At 72.3% G+C, this 24,266-nt stretch carries 18 protein-coding genes and 1 pseudogene; 5 read left to right on the top strand and 14 right to left on the bottom strand.

All coding sequences use genetic code 11. From position 1 onward, the window contains the following. Positions 1 to 49: 49 nt before the first annotated feature. The 7 genes and pseudogenes from ALA01S_RS34965 to ALA01S_RS24130 all read right to left on the bottom strand — a co-directional run bounded on the left by ALA01S_RS34965 (position 50) and on the right by ALA01S_RS24130 (position 6,079). The gene (locus ALA01S_RS34965) at positions 50 to 550 is read right to left on the bottom strand and encodes a methyl-accepting chemotaxis protein (RefSeq protein WP_066341872.1); all 501 of its coding nucleotides are present in this window, start codon (positions 548 to 550) and stop codon (positions 50 to 52) included. Positions 551 to 861: 311 nt separating this feature from the next. After that, positions 862 to 1,032, bottom strand: a pseudogene (locus ALA01S_RS34960) (PAS domain-containing protein); the annotation flags it as partial. Positions 1,033 to 1,069: 37 nt separating this feature from the next. Next, positions 1,070 to 1,831 carry a lipoyl protein ligase domain-containing protein gene (locus tag ALA01S_RS33445; protein WP_066341870.1) on the bottom strand — a complete coding sequence of 254 codons (762 nt, stop codon included), beginning with the start codon at positions 1,829 to 1,831 and terminating at the stop codon, positions 1,070 to 1,072. Further along, a complete protein-coding gene (locus ALA01S_RS24145) occupies positions 1,818 to 2,939 on the bottom strand; it encodes an acetoin dehydrogenase dihydrolipoyllysine-residue acetyltransferase subunit (protein ID WP_066341865.1) in 1,122 nt (373 codons plus the stop codon). Before ALA01S_RS24145 ends, ALA01S_RS33445 begins: the two co-directional genes overlap by 14 nt. Next, on the bottom strand, positions 2,939 to 3,955 hold the full coding sequence (locus ALA01S_RS24140; protein ID WP_066341863.1) for an alpha-ketoacid dehydrogenase subunit beta: 1,017 nt from the start codon (positions 3,953 to 3,955) through the stop codon (positions 2,939 to 2,941). Before ALA01S_RS24140 ends, ALA01S_RS24145 begins: the two co-directional genes overlap by 1 nt. Positions 3,956 to 4,016: 61 nt before the next feature. Further along, entirely contained in the window at positions 4,017 to 5,000 is a 984-nt protein-coding gene (locus ALA01S_RS24135) for a thiamine pyrophosphate-dependent dehydrogenase E1 component subunit alpha (RefSeq protein WP_066341861.1), read from the bottom strand. Positions 5,001 to 5,026: 26 nt separating this feature from the next. Then, the gene (locus ALA01S_RS24130) at positions 5,027 to 6,079 is read right to left on the bottom strand and encodes an ATP-NAD kinase family protein (RefSeq protein WP_066341859.1); all 1,053 of its coding nucleotides are present in this window, start codon (positions 6,077 to 6,079) and stop codon (positions 5,027 to 5,029) included. Positions 6,080 to 6,458: 379 nt separating this feature from the next. On the opposite strand from ALA01S_RS24130, the gene ALA01S_RS24125 reads away from it, so the two are divergent. From ALA01S_RS24125 to ALA01S_RS24105, 5 genes are all read left to right on the top strand, one after another. Then, positions 6,459 to 8,513 carry a sigma-54-dependent Fis family transcriptional regulator gene (locus tag ALA01S_RS24125; protein WP_066341858.1) on the top strand — a complete coding sequence of 685 codons (2,055 nt, stop codon included), beginning with the start codon at positions 6,459 to 6,461 and terminating at the stop codon, positions 8,511 to 8,513. Positions 8,514 to 8,736: 223 nt separating this feature from the next. Then, on the top strand, positions 8,737 to 9,477 hold the full coding sequence (locus tag ALA01S_RS24120; protein WP_218011520.1) for a response regulator transcription factor: 741 nt from the start codon (positions 8,737 to 8,739) through the stop codon (positions 9,475 to 9,477). Positions 9,478 to 9,485: 8 nt separating this feature from the next. Beyond that, on the top strand, positions 9,486 to 11,351 hold the full coding sequence (locus tag ALA01S_RS24115; protein ID WP_066341854.1) for an ATP-binding response regulator: 1,866 nt from the start codon (positions 9,486 to 9,488) through the stop codon (positions 11,349 to 11,351). 205 nt (positions 11,352 to 11,556) lie between these two features. Continuing rightward, positions 11,557 to 12,561, top strand: coding sequence for a diguanylate cyclase (locus ALA01S_RS24110; protein WP_084267885.1), 1,005 nt, complete (start codon positions 11,557 to 11,559; stop codon positions 12,559 to 12,561). Between the two features lie 11 nt (positions 12,562 to 12,572). After that, positions 12,573 to 17,168, top strand: a complete 4,596-nt coding sequence (locus ALA01S_RS24105) for an ATP-binding protein (protein WP_066341852.1) — start codon at positions 12,573 to 12,575, stop codon at positions 17,166 to 17,168. Between the two features lie 115 nt (positions 17,169 to 17,283). Here the strand turns inward: ALA01S_RS24105 and mnhG are convergent, their stop codons facing one another. The 7 genes from mnhG to ALA01S_RS24070 all read right to left on the bottom strand — a co-directional run. After that, on the bottom strand, positions 17,284 to 17,643 hold the full coding sequence (mnhG, locus tag ALA01S_RS24100) for a monovalent cation/H(+) antiporter subunit G (protein ID WP_066341849.1): 360 nt from the start codon (positions 17,641 to 17,643) through the stop codon (positions 17,284 to 17,286). Further along, entirely contained in the window at positions 17,640 to 17,909 is a 270-nt protein-coding gene (locus ALA01S_RS24095; RefSeq protein ID WP_373863010.1) for a K+/H+ antiporter subunit F, read from the bottom strand. The genes mnhG and ALA01S_RS24095 overlap by 4 nt, the downstream gene beginning before the upstream one ends. 5 nt (positions 17,910 to 17,914) lie before the next feature. Beyond that, on the bottom strand, positions 17,915 to 18,406 hold the full coding sequence (locus tag ALA01S_RS24090; RefSeq protein ID WP_066341844.1) for a Na+/H+ antiporter subunit E: 492 nt from the start codon (positions 18,404 to 18,406) through the stop codon (positions 17,915 to 17,917). Next, positions 18,403 to 20,130 (bottom strand): monovalent cation/H+ antiporter subunit D, encoded by a 1,728-nt coding sequence (locus tag ALA01S_RS24085; protein WP_066341842.1) that lies wholly within the window; start codon positions 20,128 to 20,130, stop codon positions 18,403 to 18,405. The genes ALA01S_RS24090 and ALA01S_RS24085 overlap by 4 nt, the downstream gene beginning before the upstream one ends. Then, positions 20,127 to 20,513 (bottom strand): Na+/H+ antiporter subunit C, encoded by a 387-nt coding sequence (locus tag ALA01S_RS24080; protein ID WP_066341840.1) that lies wholly within the window; start codon positions 20,511 to 20,513, stop codon positions 20,127 to 20,129. The genes ALA01S_RS24085 and ALA01S_RS24080 overlap by 4 nt, the downstream gene beginning before the upstream one ends. Next, positions 20,513 to 23,446, bottom strand: a complete 2,934-nt coding sequence (locus tag ALA01S_RS24075) for a monovalent cation/H+ antiporter subunit A (protein WP_066341839.1) — start codon at positions 23,444 to 23,446, stop codon at positions 20,513 to 20,515. Before ALA01S_RS24075 ends, ALA01S_RS24080 begins: the two co-directional genes overlap by 1 nt. 256 nt (positions 23,447 to 23,702) lie before the next feature. After that, positions 23,703 to 24,266: methyl-accepting chemotaxis protein (locus ALA01S_RS24070; protein ID WP_238455925.1), on the bottom strand; the 564-nt coding region annotated here is incomplete at its 5' end.

Below are 24,266 nucleotides of genomic sequence, written 5' to 3'. Positions count from 1 at the left end.
CTAGCCACACCCCGGGGCCGCGGCAGGGCCCAAAGGCCGTGCGCGCGGCTCACGCCGCCACGCGAAACACCTGCACCGCGCGCACCAGTGTGCCGGCGCGCCGCTTCAAGGCCTCGCAGGCCGCGGCCGTCTGCTCCACCAGGGCGGCGTTTTGCTGGGTGGCGGCGTCGATGTGCGCCACGGCCTCGTTGATCTGGGCGATGCAGCCGGACTGCTCCTCGGCCGTGCTGCAGATGTGGTCGGCCAGCGAGGCCACGCGCTGCACCGAGCCGACCACCTCGCCCAGCGTGCCGCCGGCCTCGCGCACCCGGTGCACGCCCGCCTCGACCTGGGCGGAGGCGGCGTTGATGAGCTCGTGGATTTCCTTGGCGGCCACCGCGCTGCGCTGGGCCAGCGCCCGCACCTCGGAGGCCACCACCGCGAAGCCGCGACCCTGCTCGCCCGCGCGTGCCGATTCCACCGCTGCGTTGAGCGCCAGGATGTTGGTCTGGAAGGCAATGCCTTCGATGGTGCCGATGATGTCGGCCATCGTCTTGACGATGTTGTCCACCGAGGCGCCGCCGCGGGCAAGCCGGCCGCCGCCGGCACGGCCGCACTGCCCAGGACCAGCGTCGACAGGCCCAGCGCCATGCGCTGCGTCAGGCCCAGGCGGTGCAGCCGCGCCGGCAGGTCGCGCCAGCCCACTCGGCGCACCGCCCCCGCATGCAGCTTGATGCTTGGGCGGCCCGCCGCCTGCTCGGCCGCCAGCCGGGCGTAGAGCTGCCCGGCCTCCTGCACCTGCTGGCGCGTGGGCTTGAGCCGCACGGACATGTAGCCCGCGGGCTTGCCGCCCTCCAGCACCGGGGTGGCGTTGGCCGGCACCCAGTGGTGGTCGCCGTTCTTGCGGCGGTTCTTCACCACGCCGCTCCAGGGCCGCCCGCGGCCTATGGTGGCCCACATGTCGGCAAAGGCCAGCGGCGGCATGTCGGGGTGGCGCACCAGGCTGTGCGGCCGGCCTATGAGCTCGTCGTACTCGTAGCCGCGGACCTTCACGAAGGCGTGGTTGCAATGGGTGATGCGCTCCCGGGGCTCAGCACGGCAGCGGCGCCTGTGCGGCGGCCTGCGCCAGCCGCTGCGAGAAGCTGCAGGCCGACAGCGCGGGCGCCGTCGGCGCCGCGCTCGCGCAGTCCGCGAGGTTGGCCACCGCGTCCACGCTGTACTGCTTGTCGCTGCCCAGGCGCGCCTCGAAGGCGTTGGCCCGGTGCACGAGCAGCGCCAGGTCGGCTTCCACCAGCACGCAGGCGTGCGCCAGGACGACGTGCTCGGTGGCGCTGATCCGCTTCCAGTACTGCGCCGTGCCCACGGCCTTGCGGCCGTCCAGCGCGAGGTTGAAGCGGCCGTCGCAAAACGACCCTTCCACGGCTTGTGCCCGCGCCTGCACGCCGAAGCCGTCGAAGGCGTGCTGCAGCAGCGCGCACAGGCCCAGGTAGACGGGCTCCATGGCATCGGACAGGCGCGCGGGGGTGCGCCAGGCCAGGCTCAGGTTGACCATGCCCGGCCCCTGCGGCACCAGCCCGCCGCCGGAGCGGCGCACGGCCACCGGCCAGCCCTCGGCCGCCGAGCGCTCGCACAGGGCCTCGAAACGCTCGAAGCGCCGGTAGGTGGGCGGCACCACCAGCGCGGGGTGGCATTCCCACACCGCGGCGAAGGCGCCGCCCTCGGCGGCCTGGTCCAGCAGCCGCTGCTCCAGGGCGAGGTCGTCCTGCGTGCCGGCGGTGGGCAGCAGCGCGAAGCCGGGCCGAGGCGGCCCGCCGGCCACCTCGGGAAGGGCCGTGCCTTCAGCCGCCCACATGCCGGCGCAGCAGCCGGTTGACGTCGCTGGCGCGCTCCATCTGCACCATGTGGCCCGCGCCTTCGAAGCGCTCCACCGTGGCGCCCGGGGGCGCGTGCTGCGCATGGGCGGCGGGGACGATGCGGTCTTCCGTCCCCCACACCACCAGCACCGGTTTGCCGGTCGAGCCCAGCTCCAGCCCCGGCCGCGCCGCCTGGCGCCCGTCCGGGAACAGGCCCCGGCTCAGCGACAGCAGCAGCGGCTCCACGCCATCGAGCCGCTTGTACTTGAGCACGTCGTCCACCATCTGCCGGCTCACCAGCGCCGGGTCGTTGAAGAGCTGCTCCAGCACGGGTTTGAGCTCGCGCCGCGAGGCGGCCGTGGCGAAGCCTTCGGTGTAGCCGTGGTTGAGGTCCTCGCCCAGGCCGGCCGGTGCAATCAAGGCGACCGAGGCCACGCGTGCCGGGTGCGCCAGCGCCAGTTGCGCGGCGACGGCGCCGCCCATGGAGTGGCCCACGGCGTGCACCTGGGGCACGTCCACCGCGTCCAGGAAGCGGGCGGTGAAGTCCGCCAGCGCGGCCAGGCTGGTGCCCGGCAGCTTGGCGTCGGACTGGCCGTGGCCGGGCAGGTCCAGCGCGATGACGGGCGCGACCTCGCCCACGGCGTCGATGTTGAACAGCCAGTTGTCCAGGTCGCCGCCGTAGCCGTGGATGAACAGCACGGGCGTGCCGCCGGCAGCACCCCGGCGTGCGTAGCGCACGCGGATGCCGTCCACCGTCGTCCAGGCATAGGCGGGCGCGGCGTCGTCCGCGTCCTCCCCGTCGGCCGAGGGCGTCTCATACGCGGCGACATAGGCGTCGATGTCCGCGTCCGACACCTCGGCCGGCGCCATCACGCCCAGCAGCGCCTTGACCGGCAGCAGCTCGCCGGCCTGCGCCACCTTGCGGCGCAGCACGCCGGGGTCCGGCGCCTCCACCGCGTTGGCGATCTTGTCGGTCTCCACCTCCAGGATGGGCTTGCCGACGGTGATCTCGTCGCCTTCCTCCACCAGCCAGGACATGACGGTGCCTTCCTTCATCGACAGGCCCCACTTGGGCATGACGATGGGAGTGATGCCAGCAGCAGCCATCAGCGCTTACCTCCTTTGAGCGTGCGACGCACGGCGTCGGCGATTTGAGCGGCGCTGGGGATGTAGAGGTCCTCCAGCGTGGGTGAGAAGGGAACGGGAACGTGCGGGGGCGAGACCAGCTCGATGGGACCCTTGAGCGCGCCGAAGGCCTGCATGGCGACCTGCGCGGCGATGTCGGTGGCGATGTTGCAGCGCGGGCTGGCCTCGTCCACGCACACCAGGCGCCCGGTGCGCTCCACGCTCTCCAGCACGGTGTCCATGTCCAGCGGCGAGAGGGTGCGCAGGTCGATGACCTCGGCTTCCACGCCTTCCTTGGCCAGCGCCGCGGCGGCTTCCAGCGAGCGGTGCACCATGAGGCCGTAGGTCACGATGGAGACGTGCTCGCCCTCGCGCACCACGTTGGCCTCGCCGAAGGGAATGGCGTAGGAGGCTTCCGGCACCTCGCCTTCGAGCGCGTACAGGTTCTTGTGCTCGCAGAAGATGACCGGGTCGTTGTCGCGTATGGACTGGATCAGCAGGCCCTTGGTGTCATAGGGCGTGCTGGGACAAACCACCTTCAGGCCCGGGATGTGCGTGAACACCGGCGTGAGCATCTGCGAGTGCTGCGCCGCGGCGCGAAAGCCCGCGCCCACCATGGCGCGGATCACGACGGGCGTCTCGGCCTTGCCGCCGAACATGTACTTGAACTTCGCCGCCTGGTTGAAGATCTGGTCGAAGCACACGCCCATGAAGTCGATGAACATGAGCTCGGCTATTGGGCGCATGCCGCAGGAGGCCGCGCCAATCGCGGCGCCCACGTAGGCGCTTTCCGAGAGCGGCGTGTCCAGCAGCCGGTCGCCGTACTTGGCGTAGAGGCCCTTGGTGACGCCGAGCACGCCGCCCCAGGCGTCCATTTCGCCCTCGGCGCCGGCGCCGCCGACGATGTCCTCGCCCAACATGATGACCGACGGGTCGCGGGCCATTTCCTGGTCTATGGCCTCGTTGACGGCCTGCTTGAGTGAAATCTTCCTGGCCATGTCCTGTCTCCTGGCTGGATGGCTGAAATTGATGCTTGTGATGTGAAGGCGCGCGCCGTGCTCAGTACTTGACGTACACGTCGGTGAGCAGGTCGGCGGCGGTGGGCAGCGGCGCGGCCTTGGCCTGGCGCACGGCGTCCTCGATCAGGCCCAGCACCTCGTGGTCCACGGCCTGCAGCTCGTCGGCGGTGAGGATGCCGGCGCCCGTGACCTCGGCCGCGAACTTGCGCAGGCAGTCGCGGTTGTTGCGGATGTCATCGAGCTCGCCCGGGGCGCGGTAGGTCTGGGCGTCGCCCTCGAAGTGGCCGTAGAAGCGCACCATCTTGCATTCGAGCAGGGCGGGGCCGCCGCCTTCGCGGGCGCGCTTGATGATCTCGCCGGCGGCCTCGTGCACGGCGAAGAAGTCGGTGCCGTCCACGGTGACGCCGGGCATGCCGAAGCCGCTGGCGCGGTCCACGTAGCTGTCCACGGCCGTGCCGTAGTCGCGCGAGGTGGACTCGGCGTAGCCGTTGTTCTCGATCACGAAGAGCGCCGGCAGGTTCCACACCGCCGCGAGGTTCAGGCTCTCCAGGAAGGTGCCCTGGTTGGAGGCGCCGTCGCCCACGAAGCAGATGGCCACTTCGCCGCTCTTGCGGTACTTGGCCGCCAGCGCCGCGCCGCACACCAGCGGCGCGCCCGCGCCGAGGATGCCGTTGGCGCCCATCATCCCCTTGGAGAGGTCGGCGATGTGCATGGAGCCGCCCTTGCCGTTACAGGCGCCGCCCTTGCGTCCGTAGATCTCCTTCATCATCGCCACCACGTCCACGCCCTTGGCGATGCAGTGGCCGTGGCCGCGGTGGGTGCTGGCGATGCGGTCGCCGTCGCCCAGGTGGCTCATGATGCCCACCGCCGTGGCTTCCTCGCCGGCGTAAAGGTGCACGAAGCCGGGAATGTCGCCGCGGCCGAAGTCCACGTGCAGCCGCTCTTCGAACTCTCGAATGGTGCGCATGGTCCGGTAGCACTGCAGCAGCGCCTGCCGCTCCAGCGGGAAGGGGTTCACAGCCATGGTTCTTGCCTCCTGTGGAAGGTTGCTTAGGAAACGGTGTGCAGCAGCCCCTGCCGCGCCGCGAAGTGCAGGCTGCGGGGGATGTCCACCGTGGGGAAGGCGTTCACGCGCAGCGTCAGCCGCACGCGCTCGCCGGAATCGAAGGGGAGCTCGCGTTCGCCGTCCAGGGCCACGATGCCGCCGGCGTGGCGCACCTCGAAGGGCTCGTCCGGCGGCATGGCCGTCCAGCTGGAGATGGGCACGTCCAGCAGCATCCCCGGCGCGATGGGCGCGCGCAGGTCCAGCCGCTTGGCGTGTCCGTCGCCGGCGAGCTGCACGGCCAGGCCGCGCGGCTCGCGCCGGTCCACGGGCATGAGCAGCCCGCCGATGGCCGACAGGCCGATGGCCGTGGGGTCGGCGAAGGTCAAGTACGCCGCGGTGAGCTGGTCGGTCTTCCACACGGCGCGCGCGCCGATGCAGCGCTCGGTGGAGATGACGGCGTCCACCAGCGCGATGTCGCGGCGGCTGCCGTCGGGTCCGTCGATGCTGACCTCCAGCAGCTTGTTCCAGGCCAGCGCGTGCTCGGCCGGGATGCGGCCCGTGGCGTGCAGCGCCACGGCCATGGCCACCAGCGTGGGTTCGCGCAGCTCGGGGAAGGCGTTGTTGGTGCCGGTGGACAGGCCCGCGATGGGCACGTCCGCCACCTCGCGCACCACGGCGCGGTGCGTGCCGTCGCCACCCAGCACGATGAGGGCGCGCACGCCGCGCCGGCGCATGAGCCGCGCGGCGGTGAAGGTGTCTTCCACCGTGGACGTCACGTCCATGTCCAGGAACTCGACGGCGGGGAAAAGGTCCGCGTCCGGCCGCTCGCGCTGCAGGTGACGGTTGAGCAGCGCACGAATGCCGGCCTTGTCCGGCATCACCAGCACGCGGCCCACGCCCAGCGACTTCAGGGTGCTCATGAGCCGCAGCACGATGCTCACGCGCTCGGCGATCTGCAGGTTGCTGGCATTGGCGATCACGCGCCGGATGTCGCGGGCCGACACCGGGTTGGCAATGATCCCCACGCACACCTCATCGCTGTTCTGACTGGACCGCATCGACATTCGCCTGGACTCCGCAACACTGGCGGAGGGCTTAACCGCAAGGCCTATGCCATGTCCGGAAAACGGCCTGCCGGCGGGCGAAAACGGCCCATGGCGCCCTCGGCGGCGGGCGTGTCGCCGGGGCGGGGCGGCCGTGTGTCGCAGGGGAGGGCGGCGCGTGCGACACCTGTCGCATGGCGCTGCGACACCCGTGAGCCGTGCGTCGCAAGGGACTGCGTTCAAGTCGGGGTTATTGCTGTTTTCAGCCCGGCCCGCGCTGGCCATGATTCCAGCCCGGCGCCAGCCGCCATGCGGGCTTTACACGGCCCCGTGCACCAGCAGCACGACCGCAACGCAACGATCAGCGAAGCGGCCGGCACGAGGAGACAAGAACATGGCCGATGCCTTGATGACCCGCCACATCGACAACGTGATCGCCGTTGGCACGGGCGCCACGCGCGAACGCGCCGCGGCGGATTCGCTGTTCCACAAATCCTGGACGCGCTGCATGACGCAGCACGGGCTGGACCCGACGCGGCCCACGCCGGCGCGCATCCTGCCCTCCGCGGCGGTGCGCGAGCACCGCCAGCGCATGGAAGGCTTTCTTCGCGTGGCCCGCGCCGGCATGGAGGACATGTTCCACCGCGTCGCGGACCTGGGCTACATGCTGCTGCTCACCGACGCCGACGGCATCGCCGTGGACTACATCGGCAACCCCGCCACCGAGCCGCAGCTCAAGCGCGCGGGCCTGTACGTGGGCGCGGACTGGAACGAGGCGCACGCGGGCACCTGCGGCGTGGGCACCTGCCTGATGGAGCGCACCACCATCACCTGCCACCGCGAGGAGCACTTCGACGCCACGCACATCGGCCTGACCTGCACCTCCTCGCCGCTGTACGCGCCGGACGGGGCGCTGCTGGGCGTGCTGGACGTCTCGGCCCTGTCCTCGCCGTCGGGGCGCGACAGCCAGCACCTGGTGTGGCACCTCACGACCATGTACGCGCAGATGATCGAGGACGCCAATTTCCTGCGCGCCTTCGGCGACCGCTGGATCCTGCGCCTGGGGCGCGTGCGCGGGCTGGTGGAGGTCTCCGGCGAGCTGATGCTGGCCTTCGACGAGGACGGCCTCATCGTGGGCGCCAACACCGGCGCGCGGCGGCAGTTCTGGCAGACGCTGGGCGGCGACCGCGACGCCGGCGGCCTGGTCGGCACGCCGCTGACCGATCTGCTGGACATCAGCCCCTCGGCGCTGTGGAGCCTGGCGCGCGGCCATGCCGCGCCGGAGGTGGCCACGCGCTTCCCGCACCACGGCCAGCGCTACTTCCCCAGCGTCGTGCCGCCGCGCACCCGCGCGGGCTCGGTGCTGCGCATGCCGCCGCCGGCCACCGTGATGGCCGAGGCGGCGCCGCCCCGCAGCGCGCTGCAGCGCCTGGCCGGGGACGACCCGGCCATGCAGCAGCTCATCCACCAGGCCGGCCGCCTGGTGGACAGCGGCGTGACGCTGCTCGTCCAGGGCGAGACCGGCGCGGGCAAGGAGGTGCTGGCCAAGGCGCTGCACGAGCACAGCAGCCGCGCGCGCAAACCGTTCGTGGCGGTGAACTGCGCCTCCATCCCCGAGTCGCTGATCGAGAGCGAGCTGTTCGGCTACACGCCGGGCAGCTTCACCGGCGGGCGCAGCAAGGGCATGAAGGGGCTGATCGCGCAGTCCGACGGCGGCACGCTGTTCCTGGACGAGATCGGCGACATGCCGCTGCACCTGCAGACGCGCTTCCTGCGCGTGCTGTCGGAGTCGGAAGTGCTGCCCCTGGGCGCGGACAAGCCCGTGCCGGTGACGCTCAACGTCATCGCCGCCACGCACCGCGACCTGCGCGGCGCCATCGAGCGCGGCAGCTTCCGCGAGGACTTGTACTACCGGCTGAGCGGCGCCGTGCTGCGGCTGCCGCCGCTGCGCGAGCGCCGCGACGTGCGCTACCTGGTCGAAACGGTGTTCGCCGAGGAGGCGCAGCGCCTGCACTTCGCCGGCGCCAGCCTCACGGACGCGGCGCTGCGCCTGCTGCTGGCCCACCGCTGGCCGGGCAACGTGCGCGAGCTGCGCAACGCGCTGCGCTATGCGCTGGCGCTGGCGGGCGGGCAGCCGGTCACGCCCGCGGAGCTGCCGGCCGAGATGGCCCAGGGTGCGGCGCAGGCCCTGCCGGTGCCAGCGGCACCCGTGGCGCCGGTGGCCTTGCCGGTCCCCTTCGGCGCGACGGCCGCCTTGCCGGCGCCCGCTGGCGAGGAGGCGCCGCAGGCCGACGCCCTGGCCGACGACGCCCACGCCCGCGAGCTGCTGCAGGTGCTGCGCCGGCACAAGTGGAGCATCACCGCCAGCGCGCAGGCCTTGAACGTGTGCCGCGCCACCATCTACCGGCAGATGAAGCGCTACGGCATCACGCCGCCCAACCAGCTCTGAGCCCCCCGCGTCTCCCCCACGCGAGTGACACCGTCCGGCCGGGCCCTGCGCCCGGCCGGCGCCGTTTTGCGGCACACGCCTTGCGCGACGCCCGGCGTCTCCCCCGTGCGAGCCAGCTCCTTGTGAAGATGGCAAACATATTGCGATCCCACACAATGTTTTTCAGCTTGCCAACGTTTCGTGTCGGAGTTTGAAAATAAATTCCGGTGCCATAAACGAAGGCTTGCAGCGTATTTGCCATTTTCGATTGGGGGACGATATGCAATGTGTCAGCGAGTCCTCCTGGATTCCAAGAGCGGCGGAAATCCAGGAAGTGAAAATCGAATGCCTGGTTTCGCGTCGAATTCTGCTGGTGGACGACCATGAATTGATTCGCTGCGGCTTGCGCTCGCTGTATGCGGAAATCGACGGCGTGCCGGTCGCCTGGCTGGAGGCGGCGTCGCTGGAGGAGGCGCTGGAGGTGTACGCCCGCCACGAGCCGGTGGACGCCGTGCTGCTGGACCTCAACCTCCACGACAGCAAGGGGCTGCAGGGCCTGCGCCGCTTCGTGCAGTGCCATCCCGAGGCGCGCGTGGCGGTGTTCAGCGGCACGCAGGACGAGTTCGTGGTCCGCCAGGCGCGCGCGCTGGGCGCGGTGGCCTACCTGCACAAGGGCGCGGTGATGCAAGACATGCGCCGCACCCTGGGCGCGCTGCTGCAAACCCGCTCCGACAAACGCGAGGGGGCGGTTTGCGCGGCGGGCGCACTGTTCCCGAAATTCACCGGCTCCACGCTTTATGAGCGGGTTTCCGAGCTGGGCCCCCGGCATCTGGAAATTCTGGAGCTGGTTTTGTCCGGTTGCGCGAACCAGGAAATCAGCCAGTGCATGTCGCTGTCCCTGGGGACGGTCAAAAATTATGTTTCGGCGCTGTTGCTGGCGCTGGACGTGAAATCCCGGTCGCATTTGATCAGCCTGTTTCGCTGAGGCGCGGCATGGGTCCGCTGCCTGGTGTGACGGTGGTGTCGCGGGCTGCTTCCGGCGCACCGGCCATGCCGCCACCCGGCGGCGTGCCCGCGCCGCCGCCGGGCGGGCGCGGCGTGTACGTGGCCGTGAACGGCCATGGCACGCCGGACGAGGCGCCGCGCCAGCCCTGGCCGGAGCGCCGCACGCGGCAGCGGCGGCTGTACGACCTGGCGGTGGCCGACATACGCCAGGGTGCCGCGGGCGTGGTGCTGGCGGTGCTGTGCGCGCTGGGGGCGGCGCTGTCGGTTGCGCCGGCGGGCAGCGGCGCGCCGCTGTGGGCCGCGTGCACCGCCGCGCTGTGGGTGGCTTGGGCCGTGCGGCCCGTGTGGTTCGTGGGCCCCGCGCTGCCGCGCCGCGGCTCCTTGCGCAACTTCGTGCTGCTCACGGCGCTGTGCCTGCTGATGTTGGGCGCCATGGCCTGGCTGCCGGGGCCGCGCGGCCTGCTTTGGGCGGTGCTGGGCCTGGTGGCGCTGGCCGTGGCGGCGGCGCTGGCGCCGCTGGGGGCCGCGGCGCTGCTGTCCCTGCTGCTGCCGGGCTGCGTGGCGCTGGCGCATTGGCAGCAGGGGGCGGGCGGGATGGGCGACGCCTTCACGTCGCTTGGGCTGCTGTTGCTGCCTTGCGTGGTGCTGGCGGGGTGGGCCACGCGGCGGCAAGCCCGCTGGCGCAGCCGGGCCCTGGCCTGGCTGGAGCGCGAGGAGGCGCTGCGGCTGCTGGCCGCGCAGCGCGACCGGGCCGTGCGCGCCGACGGCGACAAGACCCGCTTCCTGGCCAATGCCAGCCACGACCTGCGCCAGCCCGTGCACGCGCTGGGCCTGTTCGCCGCCACGCTGGAGCAGCGCCTGGGCGGCAGCGACCACGAGCCCTACGTGCGCAACCTGCTGCGCGCCGTGGACGGGCTGGACCGCGCCTTCAACGTGCTGCTGGACGTCTCGCGGCTGGACGCCGGCACCGTGCAGCCCAAGGCGCAGCCCGTGGCGCTGCGCGACGTGTTCCAGCGCCTGTACGTGCAGTTCAGCGGGCGCGCCGAGCTGGCGGGCCTGAACCTGCGCTTCGCGCCGGGGGGCAAGTGGGTGAGCAGCGACCCGCAACTGCTGGAGCGGCTGCTGGCCAACCTCGTGCAGAACGCGCTTAAGTACACCGAGCGCGGCGGCGTGGTGGTGGTGGCGCGCAGCGCCGGGCGGCACGTCCACGTGGAGGTGTGGGACACCGGCATGGGCATGGCCGCGGCCGAGCTGCCGCGGGTGTTCGACGAGTTCTACCAGGTGGGCCACGGCGGCGCGCGCACGCGCTCGCGCGGGCTGGGCATGGGGCTGTCCATCGTCAAGCGGCTGGCGCAGCTGCTGGGCCACGGGCTGACCGTGGCGTCGCTGCCGGGGCGCGGCACGGTGTTTCGCCTGAGCGTGCCGCGGACCGGGCCTTGCCCGGCGGCCGAGGTGCCGGCGCCGCCGCTGGTGGCACGCGTGCCGGCCGCGCGCATGGTGATGGTCATCGAGGACGAGGAGGCCATACGCGAAGCCCTGGGCGGGCTGCTGCGCGAATGGGGGCACGAGGCCGTGGTCGCCGCCTCGGCGCAGGAGGCCGCGCAGGCGCAGCGCGCCCTGGCGCGGGCGCCGGACCTCATCGTCTCCGACCTGCACCTGGGCGAGGGCCCGGACGGCATCGCCGCCATCGCCGCCGTGCGCCGGCACTGGGGCCTGGAGGTGCCGGCCGTGCTGGTCACGGGCGACACCACCCCGCCGGAGCTGCGCCGCGTCTCGGAAAGCGGGCTGGAAGTGATGGTCAAGCCGGTGGCCGCGGGCCGGCTGCGCAACCTGCTGCAGCGGCTTGCGGGCTGAGCCGCTCGGCGGGCCGGCCGCGCCCCGGCCCCAGGCGGCTGCGGCCGTACCGGGCGGCCCGGGTGCGGTAAGCGTCACTAATTCTCGGACTTCCGCCTGGGCAGCGCTTAAAACGGCCTGCGCGCGAGCCGAATACGTGATGTCTTTACTTTGATCAAGGACGGCGCGCGGGCCCTTCAGCAGCGCGGCGTTCGCCGCCCCGCCGTTGTCCTCCCCGCCGGAAAAGATCCTCATCGTTGATGACGACCCCGTGATGCTGCGCGCGCTGGGCCGCATCCTGGCCGACCATGCGGGCCGCTGCTTCGCCACGTCCGGCGCGGACGCGCTGCAGCGCGCGCTGGCCGAGCCGCCGGACCTGCTGCTGCTGGACGCGGAGCTGCCCGGCCTCAGCGGCTTCGAGGTGTGCCGCACGCTCAAGCGGGATGCGCGCTTTGCGCAGGTGCCCGTCATCTTCATCACCAGCCACGGCGACGAGCGCACCGAGGCCCGGGTGTTCGAGCTGGGCGCGGCCGATTTCATCGCCAAGCCCGTGAGCCCGCTGGTGCTGCGCGCGCGCGTGGCCACGCAGCTGCGGCTGCGCCGCATGACGCTGGAGCTGGAGCGGCTGGCGCGCACGGACGCGCTCACGGGCCTGGCCAACCGCCGCGTGTTCGACGAGCGGCTGTCCGCCGAATGCCAGCGCGCGCTGCGCGGCGGCCGGCCGCTGGCGCTGCTGCTGCTCGATGTGGACCACTTCAAGGCCTACAACGACTGCCACGGCCACCCCGCGGGCGACGCCTGCCTGCGCGAGGTGGCGTCCGCGCTGCGCTTGGGCGGGTTGCGCCCGGACGACGTGGTGGCCCGCTACGGCGGCGAGGAGTTCGCGCTGCTGCTGCCCGAGACCGACGCGGCCGGGGCGGCCGCCGTGGCGGCGCGGGTGATGCAGGTGCTGCGCCATCGCGCGCTGCCGCATGCGGGCTCGGCCGTGGCGCCGCACGTGACGGCCAGCGTGGGCGTGGCCGTCGTTCCGGCCCGCGCGGCCGGGCTGGTGTTGCCGCAGGTCGACCAGGCGCTGCTGTCCCAGGCCGACCAGGCGCTGTACGCCGCCAAGGCCGCCGGGCGCGACCAGGCCTGGTGCTTCGACGCCGCGCTGGGCCTGGCGCAGCCGCTGTTGCCGCCGGCGCTGCCGGGGGCCGCGACAGCGGCTGCGGCTGCGGCCGCGCTGTTCTGACCCTTCTTCTCATGCAAGCCCTTCCTCCCGGGCCGCGCGGCGGCTCCCAGGCCCGTCCGCTGTCGCATTGGGCCGCCGGCATGCTGGTGGGCACGGTGCTGGTGACGGCGCTGGTGCTGGGCCTGGTGATGGAGCGCTTCGTGCGCCACCACGAGGTGAAGCAGTCGCGCCAGGCGCTGGCGCAGGTGGCCTGGCAGTTGCGCGACGAGCTGGAGCGCGGCATGGCCGAGCGCTACGACGAGGTCCGCTCCATGGCCGCGTCGCGCCAGCTCCATGCGCTGGACCACCCCGAGCAGCTTCGCGAGGCGCTGCAGGCGGTCAAGGACAAGTCGCCGCTGAGCACCTGGGTGGGCGTGGCCGATGCCCAAGGGCAGGTGCTGGCCGCCGCGGACGGGCTGCTCGAAGGCCGCAGCGCCGCCCAGCGTCCCTGGTTCAAGCGCGCGGTGCAGGGCGTGCCCTACGTGGGCGACGTGCACCCGGCCGCGCTGCTGGCCGGGGTGCTGCCCGCCAGCGCCGAGCCCTGGCGCTTCGTGGACATGTCCGCGCCCATCGTGGAGGGCGGGCGGGTGCAGGGCGTGCTGGCGGTGCATCTGAGCTGGGAGTGGGCGCGCGCGCTCAGCCGCGGGCTGCTGTCGCCGGAGCTGGCCGCGCGCGGCGTGGAGGTGCGCATCGCCCGCGCCGACGGCGAAGTGCTGGTCGGCCCGCCGGGCGACGCCGACGCGAGGCTGGACCTGCCCGCGCTGCAGCGCGCCGCGGTGGCCGACCCCGGCTGGTTTGCCGCCGGCAGCGGCGGCCTGGTCGCGGTGGAGCCCACCCGGGCGCGCGACCGCTATCCCGGCCTGGGCTGGGTGGTGGTGGTGCGCCAGCCCATGGACGCGGCGCTGGCCGCCTACGGCACGCTGCGGCTGCAACTGGTGCTGGCCACGCTGGCCATCGCGCTGGCGCTAGGCCTGCTCACGCCCGCGCTGGCCAGGCGGCTGGCCGGGCCGCTGCGCCAGATCACGGGCGCGCTGGCACAGGCCGCGCCCGGCGCGCTGCGCCTGCGCGGCGCGGCCTACCGCGAAGCGCACGAGCTGGCCGACACGCTGCAGGCCCTGCGCGGGCGCGACGCGCAGCAGGCCGCCGAGCTGCGCGGGCTCAACGCCTCGCTGGAGGAGCGCGTGGCCGAGCGCACGGCCGAGCTGGAGCGCGCGCGGCGCGACCTGCGCAACATCATCAACGCGCTGCCTTCGGCCATCTGCCACTGGGACGCCGGGCTGCTGAACCGCTTCTCCAACGAGGCCTACCGCGACTGGTTCGGCGTGGACCCGCTGACGGTGACGGGCTGGCATTTCAGCGCCGTGTTCGGCAAGGAGGCTTTCGAGCGCAACCGCCTGCACCTGGAGGCGGCCCTGCGCGGCGAGCGCGGGACGGTGGAGCGCACCTTCCTGCGGCCGGACGGCCGCGGCGAGCGCCATGCGCTCATGCACTTCATTCCTGACCAGTCCGGCGGCGGCCCGGCGTCCGGCCTCTACATCGTGCTGCACGACGTGACGGAGATCGTCCAGAGCCGCCGCGCGCTGGACGCGAAGCGGCAGCGGCTGCAGGACATCCTGCGCGACACCAACGTGGGCACCTGGGAGTGGCACGTGCCCACGGGCGAGCTGCGCATCGACGAGCGCTGGGCCTCGCTGCTGGGCCACACCGCCGCCGAGCTGCGCCCCGCCACCGTGCAGACCTGGGAGGCGCTCACGCATCCGCAGGACGTGGCCGAGGCCTACCGGCTGCTGCAGGCGCATTTCGCCGGCGAGACCGAGGTCTACGATGTCGAGCTGCGCATGCGCCACCGCGAGGGCCACTGGGTGTGGCTGCATTCCACCGCCCGCGTGGCCAGCCGCGGCGCGGACGGTGCGCCGCAGTGGGTGCACGGCATCCACCAGGACGTCACGCGCGCCAAGGCCACCCAGCAGCAGCTCGCCGCCAACCAGGCGTTCCTGGAGCGCATCGGCCGGGTATCGGGCGTGGGCGGCTGGCAACTGGACCTGCGCAGCGGCGCCGTGGAGTGGAGCGCGCAACTGTGCCGCGTCGTGGGTGCGGGCCCGGAGTCCATGGCCACGCTGGAGCAGGTGCTGGACTTCTACCCCGGGCCGGGGCGCGAGCAGCTGCGCGAGGCCGTGCGCGCGGCCGCCGAGGAGGGCCGGGGCTACGACCTGGAGCTGCCTTTCCGCACGGCCGACGGGCGCGACGTCTGGGTGCGCACGGTGGGCGAGCCCGACCGCGACCCGTCGGACCCGGGCGGCCCCCCGGTGCGGCTGACGGGCACGTTCCAGGACGTCAGCGAACGCCACGCCGTCGCCTCGGCGCTGCGCGAGGCCAAGCGCGCGGCGGAGTCCGCCAACGCGGCCAAGAGCGAGTTCCTGGCCAACATGAGCCACGAGATCCGCACGCCGCTCAATGCCGTGATCGGCCTGTCCTACCTGCTGGAGCAGTCGCGCCTGGACGGCGAGCAGCGCGACGCCGTCGCCAAGATCCAGGTGGCCAGCCGCACGCTGCTGGGCGTGGTCAACGACGTGCTGGACCTGGCCAAGATCGAGGCGCGGCAGATGGAGCTGGAGCTGCGCAGCTTCGACCTGCGCGCGCTGCTGCAGGACCTGCGCGACCTGTTCTCGCCGCAGGCGCACGCCAAGGGCCTGCGCCTGGCGGTGGACGACCCCGCCGACGCACCGGACCTGCTGGTGGGCGACGACACGCGGCTGCGCCAGGTGCTGGTCAACCTGCTGTCCAACGCCCTGAAATTCACCGAGAGCGGCGAAGTGGCGCTGCAGGTGCGCGCCGAGCCGCTGGACGATGCCCGCGTGCGGCTGCACCTGGCCGTGCAGGACAGCGGTGCCGGCATGGCGCCGGCGCTGCTGCAGCGCCTGTTCACGCCCTTCACGCAGGCCGACGCCGGCACCACGCGGCGCTTCGGCGGCACGGGGCTGGGCTTGTCCATCGTCCGCCGGCTGGTGAACCTGATGGGGGGCGACGTGTCGGTGCGCAGCGAGGTGGGCCGCGGCAGCCGCTTCGACGTCACCCTGGAGCTGGGCCTGTCCCGCCGCCCGGGTGAGGCCGGCAGCGCGCTGCAGGTGCTGGTGGCCGGCGGCGACGCCGCGCGCCGCACGGCGCTGGGCGATCTGTGCCGCCGCCTGGGCTGGCGGGCGCAGGCGTCCGCGCTGAAGGAGGCGCCGGCCCAGCTCCAGCCCACCGGCGCGCAGGCCGGTACGGCGGGCGAGGCCCAAGCCGCGGCCCCGGACGTGCTGCTGCTGGACGCCACGGCCGGCGAGGCCGGCGGGCTGCTGGCGCAGGCGCTGGCCGCGCACCGCGTCACGGGCCGGCCGGTGGTGCTGCTCACCGCAGCCGCGGGCGCCGACGAAGCGCCGGACGGCGACGACGTTGCGCTGCTGCCGCATGGCCGGCTGGCCTGGCCGGCGAGCACGTCCAGCCTGTTCAGTGCCGTGGCGCAGGCCCTGGCCCGGCACGGCGCGGCCCCGGACCACGCCGTGCCGGGCCAGCAGCCGCTGCCCGTGGGCTGCCGCGCGCTGCCCGGCGTGCGCGTGCTGGTGGTGGACGACAGCGGCATCAACCGCGAGGTGGCGCAGCGCATCCTGGCGCTGCAGGGCGCGCTGGTGAGCACCTGCAACGACGGCGCGCAGGCGCTGGAGCGGCTGCGCCGGGACGCGGCGGTGTACGACCTGGTGCTGATGGACGTGCAGATGCCGGTGATGGACGGGCTGGAGGCTACGCGCCGCATCCGCGGCGAGCTGGGCCTGACGCGGCTGCCCGTGCTGGCGCTGAGCGCCGGTGCCCTGGTGAGCGAGCGCGCCAACGCCCGCGCCGCGGGCATGGACGACTTCCTGAGCAAGCCGCTGGACCCGCGCACGCTGGTGAGCAGCATCCGCTGGCACGTGGAAAAGGCGCAGGGGCAGCCGCTGCCCTACGAGTCCAGCGTGACGGCGGCAGTGGCCGCCGCGCCGGCCGAGCCGCCGGCGCCGGACTGGCCCGTGGTGGCCGGCGTGGACACGGCCGCCGTGTCGCGTCGCCTGGGCGGCGATTTCAAACTGTTCAAGGAGCTGCTGGCGCGGCTGCTGCAGACGCTGGCGGAGCTGGAGGACGAAGCTGCCGCGCTGCGGCTGCTGGCCGAGGACGCGCCAGGGCTGGCCGCCCGCATGCACCGCCTGCGCGGCAGCGCGTCCATGCTGGGCCTGACCCGGCTGCAGGAAACGGCGCACGCGCTGGAGCTTGGGCTCAAGGGGGGCGGTTTATCGGCGGCTGACGCCCAGAATCTCTGCGTTTGCCTGTCTCGCCAGATTGTTGAATATCGCGTGGCCGCGCGGGCGGTATTGGAGCCGCCCGTGGTGGAACTGCCCATGGCGGTTGACGCGCCGCTGGACGGGGCCGCGATCGATGAATTCGTGAGCTTGCTGGAGAGCCAGAGTTTTGAAGCGGAAGAGATGTTCGGGAAAATGGCTTCCCAATTGAGAGCGATTTTGAATGAAGAAGAATTTCAAATATTGAGTGAGGCTGTGGAAGGCTTGGATTTTGCCAAGGCTGGGAAAATACTGGCAACGTCGGTTCGATTTAAAAGGTAATTGATAATTATCTGAGCATGCGGACGGATGGAAGGCTTTGTTGTAAAAAAATTGATTTTGATGAAAAGCAGGCTGGGTCGTTGTGTTGGTTCTTGGTGTGCCGCGGAAAAAGTCATCATTTTGTTTTTTGGGTTATGTCTGGGATAATTTCTTGCGGCGAGGTATTTTTCATTTTTTGCCTCCCCCTGAATACTCCCGCCCGCGCCAGCACCATCGTCGTCGCCGGCGCCGTGATTGCCAGCACCACGATGATCAGCCACACGTGCAAATCCAGCCCTTCCTTGCGCGCTGAAAAGAAAATGATGGACGCCAGCGTCACTGTCCAGGCGCCCAGGGTGGAGGCCAGGGCCGGCGCGTGCATGCGAAGGAAAAAGTCCGGCAGCCGCCACAAGCCCAGTGCCGCCGCCAGCACCACCACGCCGCTGAGTACCAGCAGCACGGCGACGACGATTTCACTCCAGGGCGCACCGCTCATTCGATCACCTCGCCGCGCAGCAGGAATTTCGCCAAGGCCACCGAGCTGACGAAACCGAACAGCACCATCAAAAAGGCCGCCTCGAAATACATGCTGCTGTCGTAACGTATGGCCAGCACCAGCATGGTCAGCATGCCCACCACGTACATGAAATCCAGGGCCAAAACCCGGTCCTGCGCGGCCGGGCCGCGGGCCAGGCGCATCAGCGCGATGCCCATGGACGCCGCGTACAAAATCAAGGTCAGGCCTATCGCCAGGGACAACATATCGCTCACTCGAATATCTCCTTGAGCGGCCTTTCGTAGCGCCGCTTGAAATGGGCGATGAAATCGGCCTCGTCGCCTTCCAGGTCGAACACGTGCAGCAGCAGCGTGCTGCGGTCCGGCGCCAGCTCGGACCAGATGGTCCCCGGGATCACCGCCGTGATCACCGCCAGCGCCGCCAGCGCGTGCGCGCTGCGCAGCTCCAGCGGCACGCGCACGAAGGTGCCGCGCGGCGGGCGGCGGTGGGCGCGCAGCACGCCCGCGCCCACCTGCAGCGCGGAGGCAATGACTTCCGCGCCCACCACCAGCACCAGCCGCGCCAGCCGCAGCGGGTGCCGCACCGGGCCCGTGGGCGGGCGCAGCGGGCCGATCAGCTTGGGGATGAGCACCGCCAGCAGCGCGCCCAGAAGCACTTGTCCCGGGGACAGCGCCTGCTGCAGCAGCAGCCACAGCGCCAGCAGCGCGGCCGACAGCAGCGGGGCGGGCAGCCAGCGCTTCATGGCGCGGTCTCCCCGGCCGCGGCGGGCGAGGGCGGCGGCACGGGCTGCGCGCGCAGCACGGCGTCCATGTAGGGGCCGGGACGGTGCAGCGCCTCGGCCGTGGCGCGGGTGTAGCGCAGCGCGTCCTCGCCGCGCACCACCAGCAGCGCGCAGGCCGCCAGCAGCAGGCCCACGGGCAGCGTCTCCACCACACGCAGCCGCGCGGGCTCGCCTTGCAGCGTCCAGAAGCAGCGCATGCCCACGCGCAGCAGCGCCGTCGCCGCCGCCAGGCCGGAAAGGATCAGGAGCGCGAACAGCGTCCAGGCGGCCCAACCCTGCACGTAGAGCAGGGTGCTGAGCATCGCCACCTTGCCCACGAAGCCGGAGAGCGGCGGCAGGCCGGCGATGACCAGGGCGCACAGCGTGAAGCCGACACCCAGAAAGGCCAGGGCCGCGGGGATGGCGCGGCCGATGAGCACCTGCTCCTCGTCGTCCAGGTTCACGCCCACGGGCGGCCGCTGCTCGGCATCGGTGAAGGTGGGCAGCACGCGGCGCGGGTCGTCCAGGCGCGGCGTGTCCACCTCCATCCGGCGGGCGCGCTCCAGCAGCTCCACCAGCAGGAACAGTGCACAGCCCGCCAGCGTGGAGCTGGCCATGTAGTAGAGGGCGCCGCCGCTCAGGGCCGGCTCGTTGAAGCCCAGCGCGGCGATGAGCGTGCCGGAGGAGGTGATGACGCTGTAGCCCGCCAGCCGCGCCAAGTGCTGCGAGGCCAGCATGGCCACCGAGCCGAAGGCCAGCGTCACCAGCCCGCCCCACACCAGCGCCGCGCTGCCGAAGAGGGCCGACTCGCCCGCGCCCGGGGCGAAGCACAGCGTCCACAGCCGCAGCAGCGCGTACACGCCCACCTTGGTCAGGATCACGAACAGCCCCGCCACCGGCGTGCTCGCCGCCGCGTAGGCCGGCGGCAGCCAGAAGTTCAGCGGCCACAGCGCCGCCTTGGCGAGAAAAGCCACCGCCAGGATGGCTGCGCCCGCGTGCAGCAGCCCCCGGTCGCCCGCGGGTACCTCGCGCAGTTTCAAGGCCAGGTCGGCCATGTTCAGCGTGCCGGCCACGCCGTAGAGCACGGCCACGCCGATGAGGAACAGCAGCGAGGCCAGCAGGTTCACCGCCACGTAGTGCAGCCCCGCGCGCACCCGTTGCCGCCCGCCGCCGTGCAGCAGCAGCCCGTAGCTGGCGGCCAGCAGCACCTCGAAGAACACGAAGAGGTTGAACAGGTCGCCGGTGAGGAAGGCGCCGTTCAGCCCCATGAGCTGCAGTTGGAACAGCACGTGGAAATACACGCCCGCCAGGTGCCAGCGCGCAATGGCGAACAGCAGCGAGGCCAGCGCCACGCCGCCGGCCAGCACCAGCATCAGCGCCGAGAGCCGGTCGGCCACCAGCGCGATGCCCAGCGGCACTTGCCAGTTGCCCGGCAGGTACACGGCCAGGGCGCCCGCGGCGCCGGCCTGCGCAGTGTCGGCCGCGCCCGCTGCCGTGCCGGCTTGCGCCACCGCGGCCACCTGCGCCAGCAGCAGCAGCGCCACCTGCAGGTTCACCGAGGTGGAGGCCAGGTTGAGCAGCGCCTGCGCGCCGCGGCGCCGCGTGCCGGCCAGCAGCATCACGGCGGCCGTGGCCAGCGGCAGCAGCACGGGCAGCACCACCAGGTGCTGCGGGGCGAGCGCGAAGCCCAGGGCGTCCGGGGTCATGGCGCGCCTCCGCGGGGCGTGCGGCCGGGCGGGGCGGCGCGCTCGTCCGGCTCCTCGCCGTCCACGTGGTCGTTGCCGGACAAGCCGCGCAGCGCCAGCAGCACCACCAGGAACAGCGCCGTGGTGGCGAAGCCGATGACGATGGCCGTGAGCACCAGCGACTGCGGCAGCGGGTCGCTGTAGTGCTCCAGGTCGGCCGGCAGCCCCGGCTTGACGATGGGCTCCTTGTCCACCGCCAGGCTGCCCACGCTGAAGATGAAGAAGTTCACCGCGTAGGACAGCAGCGACAGGCCCATGAGCACCTGAAAGGTCCGGGGCCGCAGGATCAGCCACACCCCCGCGCCGCTGAGCACGCCGATGGCGATGGAGACGATGGCTTCCATCAGCGCACCTCCTGCATGTCCGGGACGGACGCGCCCGGCGCGCCGTCCGCCTCCTCCGGCCGCCGCCGCGCGCGCAGCGACTGGTGCGCGATGGCCGTGAGCAGCAGCAGCGTGGAGCCCACCACCACGGCGAACACGCCCAGGTCGAAGAAGGTGGCGCTGGGCAGGTGCACTTCGCCCAGCAGCGGCAAGTTGAAATGGGCGGTGTGCGTGGTCAGGAAGGGGTAGCCCACGGCCAGCGCCCCGAGCCCGGTGAGCAGCGCCAGCAGCAGCCCGGTGGCGATCCAGCGCGGCGGGCGCAGCCGCAGCCGGTCTTCCACCCAGCGCGTGCCGCCCACCATGTACTGGGCGATCACGGCGATGGCCACCACCAGCCCCGCCACGAAGCCGCCGCCGGGCTCGTTGTGCCCGCGCAGGAAGAGGTGGGCCGCGAACATCAGCGCCACCGGCAGCAGCAGCCGCACCAGCACGGCGGGCACCTCCAGGTAGTGCTGCGCCGCCTCGCCGGGGGTGGCGCGGTGGGCCAGGTCGCTGTGCGCGCGGCGGGTGGCGGCCTGCTGCTGCGGCGGGCGGTGCTGCACCTCGCCCGGCGGGCGAAAGCGCCGCAGCAGCGCAAACACGGTCAGGCCCACCACGGCCAGCACGGTGATCTCGCCCAGGGTGTCGAAGGCGCGGAAGTCCACCAGCATGACGTTGACGACGTTGGTGCCGCCGCCTTCCGGCAGCGCGCGCACCAGGAAGCCCGGCGCGATGCTCAGCGGCGCCGTGCGCGTGAGCAGCGCGTAGGACAGCGTGGCCAGCCCCGCGCCCACCAGCAGCGACAGCGCCAGGTCGCGCCGGCGCCGCCGCCGCGCGCTGCGCAGCAGGTGGCGTGATTCCTCCTCGCGCGCCACGCGCCGCGGCAGCCAGCGCAGGCCGAGCAGGAAGAGCACCAGCGTCACCACCTCCACGGCGAGCTGCGTGAGCGCCAGGTCCGGCGCCGAGAACCACGCGAAGCTGATGCACAGCGCCAGGCCGACCACGCCCAACAGCGTCAGCGCCGCCAGCCGGTGCAGCCGCGCCAGCACGGCCGCGCCCACGGCGGCGCTGCCGCCCAGCACCCACAGCAGCGCGAATTCCGGCGTGGCCGGCACGCGCGGGCGGTGTCCCCACTCCAGCGGGACGATCAGGGCCGAGCCCAGCCCCGCCGCCGCGGCGATGGCCACCATGCACATGAGCTGCGGCTGCAGCCGCCGCGTGCCCGCCAGGCGCCGCGCACGCCAGGCCGTGGCCGTCACGCCGGCCAGCAGCCGCTCGAAGAGGCGCTTGCCGTCGGCCGGCAGCAGCGGCACGTGCAGGGCCAGGCGGCGCTTGAAGGCGCCGGCCCAGCGCCCGTACACGGCCACGCCCACTGCCAGCGCCACCAGGCTCATGAGCAGCGGCGCGTTGACGCCGTGCCACAGCGACAGGCTGTAGTCCGGCAGCGTGCCGCCCACTACCGGGCGCGCGGCGGTGGCCAGCATGGGGCCGATGGAGAGGGCCGGCAGCGTGCCCACCACCACGCAGGCCAGCACCAGCAGCTCCACGGGCACGCGCATCCAGCGCGCGGGCTCGTGCGGCTCGCGCGGCAGATGGCGCGGCGGCGGGCCGAAGAACACGTCGTGCCCAAAGCGCAGCGAATACACCACGGCGAAGACGCCGGCCAGCGTGGCGGCGGCCGGCAGCAGCACTTCCATCACCGGGTGCGCCGAGACGAACACCGTCTCGGCAAAGAACATCTCCTTGGACAGGAAGCCGTTGAGCAGCGGCACGCCGGCCATGGCGGCGCAGGCGACGATGGCCAGCGTCCCCGTGTAGGGCATGTGGCGGAAGAGGCCGTCGAGCCGGCGCATGTCGCGCGTGCCGGTCTCGTGGTCGATGATGCCCACCGACATGAACAGCGACGCCTTGAAAGTGGCGTGGTTCATCATGTGGAACACCGCCGCCACGGCCGCCACCGGGCTGTTCAAGCCCAGCAGCAGCGTGATCAGGCCCAGGTGGCTGAGGGTCGAGTAGGCCAGCAGCCCCTTGAGGTCGTTCTGGAACATCGCGGCCCAAGCGCCCAGCAGCAGCGTGGCCAGGCCCGCGCCGCCCACGGCCCAGAACCAGGCGTCCGTGCCGGCCAGCGCCGGCCACAGCCGCGCCAGCAGGAAGACGCCCGCCTTCACCATGGTGGCCGAGTGCAGGTAGGCCGACACCGGCGTGGGCGCCGCCATGGCGTGCGGCAGCCAGAAGTGGAAGGGGAACTGCGCGCTCTTGGTCAGCGCCCCCAGCAGCACCAGCGCCAGCGTCAGCGGGTACAGCGGGTGGGCGCGTATGCGCTCGCCCTCGGCCAGCACCGTCTGCAGCTCCAGGCTGCCGGCGATGTGGCCCAGCAGCAGCACGCCGGCCAGCAGCGCCAGGCCGCCGGTGGCCGTGACGGTGAAAGCCATGCGCGCGCCGCGCCGCGCGTCCTTGCGGTGGTACCAGTAGCCGATGAGCAGGAAGGAAAAGACGCTGGTCAGCTCCCAGAACACCACGAGCTGCACCAGGTTCCCCGACACCACCACGCCCAGCATCGCGCCCATGAAGCCCAGCAGCAGCGAATAGAAGCGCGCGGCCGGGTCCTCGGGGGAGAGGTAGTAGCGGGCGTAGACGATGACCAGCAGCCCCATGCCGCTGACCAGCATGGCGAACATCCAGGCAAAGCCGTCCAGCCGGACGATCAGGTCCACGCCCAGGCCCGGCAGCCAGGCCAGGCGTTCGATGAGCACGCCGCCGTCGTTCACCTGCGGGTACAGCAGCGCCAGCGGCACGGCCACGGCCAGCGCCACGGCCGCCGCCCACAGGGATTCGAGATTGCGCGCGCTGGTCGGCAGCAGCGCGGCGACCGCGCTGCCCAGGAAGGGGAGCCACAGGAGCAGGAACAGCGACATCGGCACGGGCCGCCGCGGCGGCCGGACGGATTGCGGGTGCCGCTTGGGATCAAACGGGATGCCCGGGGCGGCACCGGGCTGCCCCGGAAAACACACAGCCCGCCGCGCAGGGGGCTGCGGGGCGGGCTGTGCCTGATCACTGTCCCACCGGGACCGGCCGGGGGCGCCGGCCCTGCCTGGTACCGGACAAATTTACCGATGGGGCTGCAGCGGCAAACAGCGCCCGGGCCGCGGCGCTGTTCCCGGGGCCGTCAGCTCAGAAGCTGGTCCATTCCTCGCTGTCGGCCTGGGCGACAGCCCGCCCGCGGGATGCCGGCACGACCTCGCTGGCGGCGCTGCGAGCCGGGCTGCTGTGGCGCTGGGACGAGGCCTTGGCGCGTTGCACCGCCTGCATCGCGATCGGCCTGGCCTCGGCCATGGTGGACGGCCTGCCCAGCGCGGCGCCGCCGGACAGCTTGAAGAAGGACACGGCCTGCACCAGTTGCTGGGCCTGGTGCTTCAGGCTCTCGGCCGCGGCGGCGCTTTGCTCCACCAGGGCGGCGTTCTGCTGCGTGACCTGGTCCATCTGGCTCACCGTCTCGCCGACCTGCTGGATACCGTTGCTTTGCTCGGTGGTGGCGGAGCTGATCTCGCCGACGATGTCGCTCACGCGCTTGATGGAGCTCACGATCTCGTCCATGGTCTTGCCGGCCTGGTCCACTTGGGACGTGCCCTGCTCGACCTGCTCGACGTTGCGCATGATGAGCGCCTTGATTTCCTTGGCCGCCTCGGCGCTGCGTTGCGCCAGGGTGCGCACCTCGCCGGCCACGACCGCGAAGCC

This window comes from Azohydromonas lata NBRC 102462, from assembly GCF_001571085.1.
Lineage (GTDB): Bacteria > Pseudomonadota > Gammaproteobacteria > Burkholderiales > Burkholderiaceae_C > Azohydromonas > Azohydromonas lata.
The sequence above is the reverse complement of the archived record's forward strand: the minus strand, read 5'-3'. Positions and strand labels throughout refer to the sequence as shown.

Excerpts from the sequence above, each read along its gene's own strand:
- ALA01S_RS33445 (WP_066341870.1), bottom strand. The coding sequence starts at position 1,831 with ATGTGGGCGGCTGAAGGCACGGCCCTTCCCGAGGTGGCCGGCGGGCCG.
- ALA01S_RS24145 (WP_066341865.1), bottom strand. The coding sequence starts at position 2,939 with ATGGCTGCTGCTGGCATCACTCCCATCGTCATGCCCAAGTGGGGCCTG.
- ALA01S_RS24140 (WP_066341863.1), bottom strand. The coding sequence starts at position 3,955 with ATGGCCAGGAAGATTTCACTCAAGCAGGCCGTCAACGAGGCCATAGAC.
- ALA01S_RS24135 (WP_066341861.1), bottom strand. The coding sequence starts at position 5,000 with ATGGCTGTGAACCCCTTCCCGCTGGAGCGGCAGGCGCTGCTGCAGTGC.
- ALA01S_RS24130 (WP_066341859.1), bottom strand. The coding sequence starts at position 6,079 with ATGCGGTCCAGTCAGAACAGCGATGAGGTGTGCGTGGGGATCATTGCC.
- ALA01S_RS24125 (WP_066341858.1), top strand. The coding sequence starts at position 6,459 with ATGGCCGATGCCTTGATGACCCGCCACATCGACAACGTGATCGCCGTT.
- ALA01S_RS24115 (WP_066341854.1), top strand. The coding sequence starts at position 9,486 with ATGGGTCCGCTGCCTGGTGTGACGGTGGTGTCGCGGGCTGCTTCCGGC.
- ALA01S_RS24105 (WP_066341852.1), top strand. The coding sequence starts at position 12,573 with ATGCAAGCCCTTCCTCCCGGGCCGCGCGGCGGCTCCCAGGCCCGTCCG.
- mnhG (WP_066341849.1), bottom strand. The coding sequence starts at position 17,643 with ATGAGCGGTGCGCCCTGGAGTGAAATCGTCGTCGCCGTGCTGCTGGTA.
- ALA01S_RS24095 (WP_373863010.1), bottom strand. The coding sequence starts at position 17,909 with ATGTTGTCCCTGGCGATAGGCCTGACCTTGATTTTGTACGCGGCGTCC.
- ALA01S_RS24090 (WP_066341844.1), bottom strand. The coding sequence starts at position 18,406 with ATGAAGCGCTGGCTGCCCGCCCCGCTGCTGTCGGCCGCGCTGCTGGCG.
- ALA01S_RS24085 (WP_066341842.1), bottom strand. The coding sequence starts at position 20,130 with ATGACCCCGGACGCCCTGGGCTTCGCGCTCGCCCCGCAGCACCTGGTG.
- ALA01S_RS24080 (WP_066341840.1), bottom strand. The coding sequence starts at position 20,513 with ATGGAAGCCATCGTCTCCATCGCCATCGGCGTGCTCAGCGGCGCGGGG.
- ALA01S_RS24075 (WP_066341839.1), bottom strand. The coding sequence starts at position 23,446 with ATGTCGCTGTTCCTGCTCCTGTGGCTCCCCTTCCTGGGCAGCGCGGTC.